Here is a 221-nt window from a genome sequence, read left to right as displayed (position 1 = left end):
GAGCTCACCTCCACCGTAAAACAGAACGCCGACAACGCCAGGCAGGCCAACCAGCTCGCCCACGGCGCCAGTGATGTCGCCACCAAGGGCGGCGACAAGGTCCGCGAGGTCGTCGTCACCATGGGCGCCATCACCGAGTCCTCCAGAAAGATCGCCGACATCATCCAGGTCATCGACGGCATCGCCTTCCAGACCAACATCCTCGCCCTCAACGCCGCCGT

1 protein-coding gene is annotated in these 221 nt (G+C 64.3%); it reads left to right on the top strand.

The features are described from left to right. Window positions 1-221: methyl-accepting chemotaxis protein (locus tag G8346_RS00265; protein ID WP_240901205.1), on the top strand; the 221-nt coding region annotated here is incomplete at both ends.

Origin of the sequence: Thioalkalivibrio sp. XN279, assembly GCF_011089885.1 — a bacterium.
In the GTDB taxonomy this organism is placed as follows: domain Bacteria; phylum Pseudomonadota; class Gammaproteobacteria; order Steroidobacterales; family XN24; genus XN24.
This window is presented reverse-complemented; position numbering and strand designations above follow the sequence as displayed.